6 protein-coding genes are annotated in these 4,112 nt (G+C 62.9%); 2 read left to right on the top strand and 4 right to left on the bottom strand.

What is annotated here, in order from left to right:
* On the bottom strand, window positions 1-301 hold a 301-nt coding region (locus KBY97_RS14540), incomplete at its 3' end, for an alpha/beta hydrolase (protein WP_255148051.1).
* 74 nt (window positions 302-375) lie between these two features.
* The gene (locus KBY97_RS14535; RefSeq protein WP_255148049.1) at window positions 376-675 is read right to left on the bottom strand and encodes a hypothetical protein; all 300 of its coding nucleotides are present in this window, start codon (window positions 673-675) and stop codon (window positions 376-378) included.
* Here KBY97_RS14535 and bfr point away from each other — a divergent pair.
* Entirely contained in the window at window positions 674-1,204 is a 531-nt protein-coding gene (gene bfr, locus KBY97_RS14530; protein ID WP_255148047.1) for a bacterioferritin, read from the top strand. The genes KBY97_RS14535 and bfr overlap by 2 nt on opposite strands.
* 59 nt (window positions 1,205-1,263) lie before the next feature.
* On the opposite strand, the gene KBY97_RS14525 is transcribed toward bfr, so the two are convergent.
* On the bottom strand, window positions 1,264-2,244 hold the full coding sequence (locus tag KBY97_RS14525; protein WP_255148045.1) for an aldo/keto reductase: 981 nt from the start codon (window positions 2,242-2,244) through the stop codon (window positions 1,264-1,266).
* A gap of 122 nt (window positions 2,245-2,366) precedes the next feature.
* On the opposite strand from KBY97_RS14525, the gene KBY97_RS14520 reads away from it, so the two are divergent.
* Complete coding sequence (locus KBY97_RS14520) at window positions 2,367-3,215, top strand: hypothetical protein (protein WP_255148044.1); 849 nt, start codon at window positions 2,367-2,369, stop codon at window positions 3,213-3,215.
* A 4-nt stretch (window positions 3,216-3,219) separates the two neighbouring features.
* Here KBY97_RS14520 and KBY97_RS14515 read toward each other — a convergent pair.
* A partial coding sequence (locus KBY97_RS14515; RefSeq protein WP_255148042.1) for an alpha/beta hydrolase occupies window positions 3,220-4,112 on the bottom strand: 893 nt, incomplete at its 5' end.

The following is a 4,112-nucleotide window of genomic DNA, read 5'->3' as shown; positions in this document are numbered from 1 at the left end:
AATCATCGAGAAAGGTCGGGTATTCCACTTCGGGCAGGACCCGGTAGTCGGCGACGGCAACGAGATAGCCACGCGCCGCCAGCCAGCGCCCGGCAAAGCCGAAATCGCGTCGGTCGCCTTGCGACCATGCTCCACCATAGAGGAAGACCAGCAGCGGCCAGGGCCCCGCCCCCCGGCGCGGCGCATAAAGGTCCAGCGCCTGCCTTGGCGACGCGCCATAGCGCAGCCCCGAGGCAATCCGCCGCGAAGCCCTGTCCTTTGGTGTCAGCAGATTGAGCAGACCAACGCGCGAAAACGACATGATCGGACCGGTGGAAGAGACCCTGGAGATACGTCGGAGCCCCGCGATGGTTTCAGCCTCGCCATCGCCACCAATCACTGACATTGACAATCAGGTTTTGGCGGCGTTTGATGCGCCGTGAACGGAACGTCGCTGCCTCTATGCTCGTCTGTCAGTGCAATGTCATCACCGATAACGAGATCAGACAGATCATCCTCGGTCTGCTGAAAGAGGACCCTTGGCGCATCATCGTTCCGGCGCTGGTTTACAGTGAGCTGAACAAGCGCTGCAAATGCGCCGGCTGCGTGCCGAATGTTGTAGACATTATTCTCGCGGTAACCGAAGAGTACCATCTCCAGATGACCGAAAAGCCCGCCGAACCGTATCCGGTTCATGCGCGGCTTTCGGCCATGCGTCGCAAGCGCCCAGGAGGTCGGAATGAAAGGCGAAGCACAGGTCATCGAGCGGCTTAACGAGGCCCTCTTCCTCGAACTCGGTGCCGTGAACCAGTATTGGGTGCACTTTCGTATCCTGAACGACTGGGGCTACTCCAAGCTCGCCGCCAAGGAGCGCGCCGAGTCCATCGAGGAGATGCACCACGCCGACAAGTTGATCGAGCGCATCATCTTCCTCGAGGGGCATCCGAACCTGCAGCGGGTCGCGCCGCTGCGCATCGGCCAGACCATCAAGGAAGTTCTTGAGTGCGACCTCGCCGGCGAGTACGACGCCCGCAAGGCGTATAAGGCTTCTCGCGAACTGTGCGAATCGCTCGGCGACTACGTCAGCAAGAACCTGTTCGAGGAACTGCTCGCCGACGAGGAAGGCCACATCGATTTCCTCGAAAGCCAGCTGCAGTTGCTCAACACCATCGGCGTCGAGAAGTACGGCCAACTGAATTCCGCCAGCGCCGACCAGGCCGAGTAGGCATCACTGTTCGAAGCGAGGCCGGTCGCCGCATATGGCGGCCGGCCTCGCCTGCTCTGTCACAGGAAGCTGCGCTCCCCGGTCGGCTGGTAGTTCGCTTCCAGCCGGGCGACCTCGTCGGCACTGAGCTGCAGGTCTAGGGCGGCGAGGCCATCCGCGAGCTGGCCGAGCTTGGTGACCCCCAGGATCGGCGCCGTCACCGGCTGCTTCTGCAGCACCCAGGCCAGCGCCACCTGGGCCATCTTCGCGCCCCGCTCGGCGGCGATCTCGCCGACCACGCCGTTCACGGCCCGGTTCGCCTCTTCGGTCTTCTTGTAGAGCCTCCGCGTGACGAGATCGGTATCGGTGCGGAACGTGCTCTCGTCCCATGGCCGGGTCAGGCGCCCGCGCGCCAGCGGCGACCAGGGAATGACGCCGATCCCCTTGTCGATGCAGAGCGGCAGCATCTCCCGCTCCTCCTCGCGCTCGATCAGGTTGAGCTGGTTCTGCATGGAGACGAACTTCGCCCAGCCATGCCGCTCCGACGTCATGACCATCTTGAGGAACTGCCATGCCGCCATCGAGGATGCCCCGATATAGCGCGCCTTGCCGGCCCGAACGACGTCGTTCAGCGCCTCCAGCGTTTCCTCGATCGGGGTGGCGGCGTCGAAGCGGTGGATCTGGTAGAGGTCCACATAATCGGTCCCGAGCCGACGCAGGGACTCATCGATCTGGTGCAGGATCACCTTGCGGCTCAATCCCTTGCCGTTCGGCCCCGGCCGCATCTCGCCATGCACCTTGGTGGCGATAACCTGCTCGTCGCGCGGCCCCAGTTCCTTGAGCACCTTGCCCACGATCTCCTCGCTCGACCCCAGTGAATAGACATTGGCGGTATCGAAGAAATTGATCCCGGCTTCCCAGGCCGCCCGCAGGATCGGCCGACTTTGCTCCTCGTCGATCGTCCACTCGTGACTGCCGCGATCCGGCACGCCGAAGGACATGCAGCCAAGGCAGATCCGGCTGACTTCGAGCCCCGTGCGGCCAAGTCGTGTAAACTGCATTTTAGTCTCCTCTGTTTGCCACTACACTGCTGCCAGCCAGCAACTGTGCGCAACCTGCTGTCGGCGATGGCGACGCATCCGGGCTTGCGCTAGATTCTGGCTGGCTGTGAGGGAGGCGTCCGATGCTGATCCGAACATTGGCAGCGCTGCTGATCGCCGCTTCGCCGGTCATTGACCTGCCCCTCGCTCATCCCCGTCCCGCTGCAGCGGAAGCACCGCAACCCGCTGTTGCCGAACTGATGCGTGCGACTGCACTCGATGTGGTCTTCAGTCAGTTCTCGGCAACCATAGCATCCTCGGCCCGTGCCGAGGACATTTCACGCGACGAAATTTTTCTGCGCCACTGGGAGGTGACGGCGCGGACGGTGTTCAACGCAAACACACTGCACCGCCGCCTGGCCCGCGCCCTCGAGGGGACCTTCTCGGCCGAGGAGGAAGGCACGCTGCGGGGCTTCTTCGATTCCGAGTTGGGTCAGAGGATGACGAGGCTCGAACGCGACGCGGCCCTTCTCGGGCCGACGGCCCAGCATGCAGCAATCTCTCGCGGAGAAATGCTGCTGGACAGTGCCTCGGTGATACGGGTCACACAGGTCGATCGGCTCATGGAACTCGTGTCCGCCGAGATGTCGGCAGCCATGGTCGGCCAGTCTGTCCGCGCGCTTCTGCTTGGCCTCTCGGTAGCGCAGCAGCGGGGCGACATTTCAGTCCCGTGGCAGGAAATCGACACCCAGGTGCAGGCCATGATGCCCGGACTTATGGGGGAAATCGCCCGCACGCAGCGCGCCATGATGACCTATGCCTATCGTGACCTGACGGATGCTGAACTCGACATCTATGTGGAGTTCCTCGCTACCCCTGCGGCGCAGAATTTCTACGCCGCAGCAGCCTATGCGGTCGGCAGGATCGTGGCGGAGAGCATGTCCGAGTTCGGCAGTTCCCTGGCCCGCCGGATGAAGCGCATCAACGTCTGAGGCGCTACTGGGCTCCCCCGCCGCCTATCGGCGCGAGAACGTCGTCCATCCGCCTGATGATCGCGGTCATTTCGGTTTCGGGAGGCTCGGGGGTGAACATGGGACGTGGCGTGCCAGAGGGGAACGCGCCGAAGATCTGGAAGAACTCGACAATGTCGTTGAGCACCGGGACCCTGAAGCGCATCATCGCACCAAGCGCCACCACGGGCTCGAGATGCCCCAGGCCGCTATAGTACTTCTCCGTGACCCAGGCGCCGTTCGCCCGCATCCGTTCCGCAAGCGCCTCCGAATTCTGCACGCGCACGATCGGGTCGCTGGTGCCACTCGCCAACAGCATCGGAGGCGACTCGGCGGTGATGAGATTGACCGGTTGCGTACCCTCGGCATTCGGGGCGTCACCAAACGTCTCTCGGACCTCGTTGTACTCGAACGGATAGAAATTGTAGGGACCGGAGATGCCCGCAATGGCACGGATCGGCATCTCGACGTTGAACTCCCGCCGGAACGAGGAATCAAGTCCCAACATGACCGAGTTGTAGGCTCCGGCCGAGTGTCCGACGAGGAAGAAGCGCGCCGGATCACCGCCATACATCGAGATATTGTCCTGGATCCAGCGCATGGCCTGCGCATTATCCTCGAGGAAATCGGGGTACTTCACTTCCGGAAAGAGCCGGTAGTCCGGGATCACAGTGACAAACCCGGCGGCTGCGAGAGCCCGCCCGGCAAACTCGTACTCGAACTTGTCACCGGCCCGCCAGGCGCCACCGTAGATGAACATCACAACAGGCGACGCCTCACCGGCATCTGCCGGTCGGTAGAGGTCGAGCTTCTTGCGCTGGCCATCCGCATAGGCGATATCCGCCACTTTGACGACGCCCTGATCCATCGCCTCGGCAA

Source organism: Synechococcus sp. ATX 2A4 (assembly GCF_024346375.1).
In the GTDB taxonomy this organism is placed as follows: domain Bacteria; phylum Cyanobacteriota; class Cyanobacteriia; order PCC-6307; family Cyanobiaceae; genus MW101C3.
Note: the sequence above shows the minus strand (reverse complement) of the source record. Positions and strands in the feature narration are given on the sequence as shown.